We start from the raw sequence: 4,301 nt of genomic DNA, 5'->3' as shown, positions 1-4,301 counted from the left end.
GATTGGTACTGGCCCTTATCGCATTGAAAAGAACGATGAGAAGCAACTCGTGCTAACGGCTTTTAACGGATATTTTGGTTTTAGGTCATTGATTGATCGTGTTGAGGTTTGGGTTGTTGATGAGGCTTACTCTTCAATGGTTTACCCAAGTCTTTCTAAGCCTGTAATGGCGGATCGCGGCGATAGCGACGAAGTCGAACTTGATCCCGGCTGTACCTATCTACTGTTGAATCGGAAAAAGGGCATCGCACAAGATCCTGCATGGGCGCAATTTTTATCTAATACTTTGAATGCGGCCGATCTGTTTGTACACATTCCGAAAGAAACTGTTATCGATTTGGGAGTGTTACACGCTTATGGGATAAAGCCCGGTTGGTATGACATCAAGTTGAACACGCCGGTTTGTCCACCAGCGAATGCGAAACCAACCATTAGATTGGCTTACCAATGCCAACACCCAATGTTTCCAACACTTGCGAAGGCTATTGTTACAGTGTTGAAGCAATATGACGTCGACGTTGAACTTTATGGTTACGAAACCGATCCTCCACACGCCGATAATGTCGATATTTGGATTAATCCAATGGGTATCGCTAACAATAGAGATGACGCGTTAGCGGGCTGGTTGATGGATTACAGCTTTCTCGATGAATCTAGCCCGGCAGAAGACTTCGATCAATGGTGTCACATGATCGATCGTTGGCGCTCGGGCGAATTCGAGCAATTCCCAGCAAGACAGTTAGGTAAACAATTGGTGCAAAGCAATCAATTGATTCCAATGTTCCACTGTTGGTTAGGCGTTAACAAAGATCAATGCGGTACGCTGCAGAACGCAAAGTGTAATGCACTCGGTTGGTTCGACTTTAGCCAAGTTTGGGTAAAACCGGACGTTGACTAAGACCAGAGATAACTTGATTAGGACAACACGATGCAAACGGTGATGATCACATTTATAACGCTGGTGGCGTTTGCTGCCAATTCAGTGTTGTGTCGTTGGGCTTTGATGGATCAAACCATTGATCCTTTGAGTTTCTCGATCGTTCGTATCATATCGGGTGCCCTTACACTTCTGATTTTATTAACTTTGTCTTCCCACTCTAAGTCTAGAGAGGAGCTAGTAAACAACGACAAGTCGGTAGAGACAAAGCTCAAATTACCGTTTCAATTCACATCAATATTGTCACTCCTCGTTTATATGTTTGGTTTCTCGTTTGCTTACTTAGAGCTTGGTGCAGGTCTCGGTGCTTTGGTTCTGTTTGTCGCGGTTCAATTTACGATGATTGCCGCACACCTGTTAGCTGGCAATAGAATGTCATTGTTAGAGTGGTGTGGTTGTTTGTTGTCAGTTTCTGGGCTCGTTTACTTACTCATGCCGACGGATTCGACAAGTTCGCCCGATATAACCTCCATCATATTGATGGCTCTGGCTGGAGTAGGTTGGGGGATTTATACACTTGCGGGTAAGAAATCCACGAACGCGTTGCAATCCACTACTGCCAACTTTGCATTTAGCTCGTTAGTGATCCTTGTGTTAGTAAGCCTGTTACTTGTCATCCCTAATGTGGCATCGCAAATATCCATCACAGAACAAGGCTTGATTTACGCAATATTGTCGGGCTCAGTGGCTTCTGGTGTGGGTTATAGTTTGTGGTATTACGTGGTGAAAAAACTGGATACAGTGGTCGCATCCATTGCACAGCTTTCTGTTCCCGTTATCGCGACACTTGGTGGCGTTTTGTTGTTATCTGAACCTGTTACTATGCAATTTATTATCTCATCGACTGTTATCTTACTTGGAATAAGCTTGGTTCTTGTCGCACCTAAACTTAAGAAATAAAGGGTTCAATCATTAACTTCTATGGCTAAACCAAACAAAAAACAACCTACTAAAACGGTCCAGATATTCTGCGCTAAATGTAAGACACAACTTTTCAAGTATCGAAAAGGCGGCAAAGGGGCGCTCGTAAAGTGTTTTAAGGAACGGATCGTTGAAGATTTCACAAAAGACCCTTGTGTGTGCCCTGAATGCGGAATTGAATTTGCGCGAGATACTTTGGTTCGAGGTACGCCTGCCTACAAATTTGTGGGTGGCAAGGTAACTATGAAGTAGTTGAGAAGAATAAATGCCGCAGCACATCATGCGTGTGGCATTTCACATTGTTTTTTATATTCAGAAGAAAGGTTAGAGCTTAATGAGCTCTAACTCGTCCTTGAAGTTGCAACAGTAATAGCGAGACAATGGCACCCGTTGTATCACACAGCATGTCTTTCTGTGCATCCCAAATATCACCTTGTGAGCCAAGGAACGCGATACCTTCATCACCACCTGCAATTTCTGCATACCACCATTCTATAATCTCGTAGCCAGCTGCTACACTCATGATCGCAAATAGGGCAAAGAAACAGGCTAGTATCGGCTGAGCCAATTTCTTACGAATCAAATACTCTGCGAGTGGATAGGCATAAAGACCAATAGAGAAATGGGCTACTCGGTCAAAGTTATTGCGCTCAGAGCCGATAAGGTTATTGAACCAGTCAAATGGCACTTCTGAGAAGGTATATTTTGCGCCTATCGTGTGCAAAATAAGCCAGATAAACATCAGAGCATAAGCTGTCTTAGAAAAGGTGAGCTTGGTGGATAGCCACCATATCCCGATAAGAATACCGAGAGCAGGGACGATCTCAGCGATCCAAACGGCTCTTGAAGATGGCGCAAAGGCTGAAAAGAGAAAGATAACAAGATAGACAGCAGTTAGTGAGAGTAGAGGTCTATTTTGAGCAAGTGGCGTAATTGTCATCATCAGATCCTTTATAAGTTTTTTGTATAGTTACATAATAATGAACAGTGTTCAATTGTGTTCTAATCACTAGATTTGTTGAAAAGTAGTGTTATCGCCCAGTATCTAGACAAACGGTTGGCGGAGTTTCACAAAAGTTTGATTTACAACAAAGCGATCCTTAAAATCATTGCATTACTACATAACAAGAAAGAAAAGTCATGAAACTGGAAACTGTCGATTACCTTGCTGACGACGCAGCAGAACAATTTGTTCGATCTCTACGTGAAACGGGTTTTGGTGTTCTTAAGAATCACCCCATCCCAAAAGAGCTTGTTGAGTCAATTTACGAGAACTGGTACCAATTCTTCATTTCTGAAGAGAAAGAGAACTTCCACTTCAATGTTGAAACACAAGATGGATATTTTCCACCTTCAGTTTCTGAAGTTGCTAAGGGCCACACTGTAAAAGACATCAAAGAATACTTTCACGTATACCCTTGGGGTCAGATTCCTGAACAGTTAAAAGAACAGATTCTAGATTACTACCAACGTGCTAATGCTTTTGCTCAAGAACTATTAGGTTGGGTTGAAGCACATGCGCCTCAAGAAGTACAAGAGAAGTTCTCAATCGCGCTTTCTGAAATGATTAATGGCAGCGAACAAACACTGCTTCGCGTTCTTCATTACCCACCAATGCAAGGCGATGAAGAGCCAGGTGCTATCCGCGCAGCTGCTCACGAAGACATCAACTTACTGACTGTTCTTCCTGCAGCAAATGAGCCGGGCCTTCAAGTTAAAGCTCAGAATGACGAGTGGTTAGATGTTCCATGTGACTTCGGTAATATGATCATAAACATTGGTGACATGCTTCAAGAAGCATCAGGTGGTTACTTCCCATCGACAACTCACCGTGTAATTAATCCATCAGGTGAACGCCAAGAGAAATCTCGTATCTCTTTGCCACTATTCCTTCACCCAAAACCGGAAGTTGTACTGTCTGAGAAGTACACCGCAAATGAATACCTAATGGAACGTCTAAGAGAGCTTGGTGTTATCTAATTAACTAGTTCCTTGTGCTAAAATTGGTATAGATATCAGAGGTCAGCAAAATTGCTGGCCTTTTTTTGTTTTTCCAAAGAGCTAAACCAATCATAGCCAATTACTGGTCACCTTAGCTGCGTAATTTTGATGGATAACGGGCTCTTGAGCCAAGCAATTGAATGTGGTGTTCCATTAAGCTCGACAAATCGTAGAAAATCGCTTTCAATTAAGAGAAGTCAGCCCACTGACCTAGGGCAATTCATCATGCCTAACAAGCTAACAACTTAATAACCCAAATGAGCCAACTATGTCGAATAATCAAGGTGTGAGAGCGAGCTTTCATAGCCATATGGAGAACCCTTTGCTCTGGCCCATTATGGAAGTGCTTAAGCGAAAACCAAGTGGATGGAAAGTACACACACTGGCGGCTTATCTAAACGACCTTGGGTTTATGCCTGTATTAGATGCAGCACCCGAGAAG

4 protein-coding genes and 2 pseudogenes are annotated in these 4,301 nt (G+C 42.9%); 5 read left to right on the top strand and 1 reads right to left on the bottom strand.

Annotated features, from left to right (window positions below; genetic code table 11):
* The 3 genes and pseudogenes from AB4496_RS15720 to AB4496_RS15710 form a co-directional block, all read left to right on the top strand.
* Positions 1-898, top strand: a pseudogene (locus tag AB4496_RS15720) (SgrR family transcriptional regulator); the annotation flags it as partial.
* A 30-nt stretch (positions 899-928) separates the two neighbouring features.
* Positions 929-1,837, top strand: coding sequence for a DMT family transporter (locus tag AB4496_RS15715; RefSeq protein WP_009845324.1), 909 nt, complete (start codon positions 929-931; stop codon positions 1,835-1,837).
* A 21-nt stretch (positions 1,838-1,858) separates the two neighbouring features.
* Entirely contained in the window at positions 1,859-2,110 is a 252-nt protein-coding gene (locus tag AB4496_RS15710; RefSeq protein WP_009845325.1) for a hypothetical protein, read from the top strand.
* 79 nt (positions 2,111-2,189) lie between these two features.
* Here AB4496_RS15710 and AB4496_RS15705 read toward each other — a convergent pair whose 3' ends face one another.
* Positions 2,190-2,798, bottom strand: coding sequence for a DUF2238 domain-containing protein (locus AB4496_RS15705; RefSeq protein ID WP_009845326.1), 609 nt, complete (start codon positions 2,796-2,798; stop codon positions 2,190-2,192).
* A 200-nt stretch (positions 2,799-2,998) separates the two neighbouring features.
* Between AB4496_RS15705 and AB4496_RS15700 the strand changes: the two genes are divergently transcribed.
* A complete protein-coding gene (locus AB4496_RS15700; protein ID WP_009845327.1) occupies positions 2,999-3,838 on the top strand; it encodes an isopenicillin N synthase family oxygenase in 840 nt (279 codons plus the stop codon).
* Positions 3,839-4,127: 289 nt separating this feature from the next.
* Positions 4,128-4,301 (top strand): annotated as a pseudogene (locus AB4496_RS15695) (molecular chaperone DnaJ); the annotation flags it as partial.

Source organism: Vibrio sp. 10N.222.46.A1, assembly GCF_041473595.1.
Taxonomy (GTDB): domain Bacteria; phylum Pseudomonadota; class Gammaproteobacteria; order Enterobacterales; family Vibrionaceae; genus Vibrio; species Vibrio tasmaniensis_A.
The sequence above is the reverse complement of the archived record's forward strand: the minus strand, read 5'-3'. Positions and strand labels throughout refer to the sequence as shown.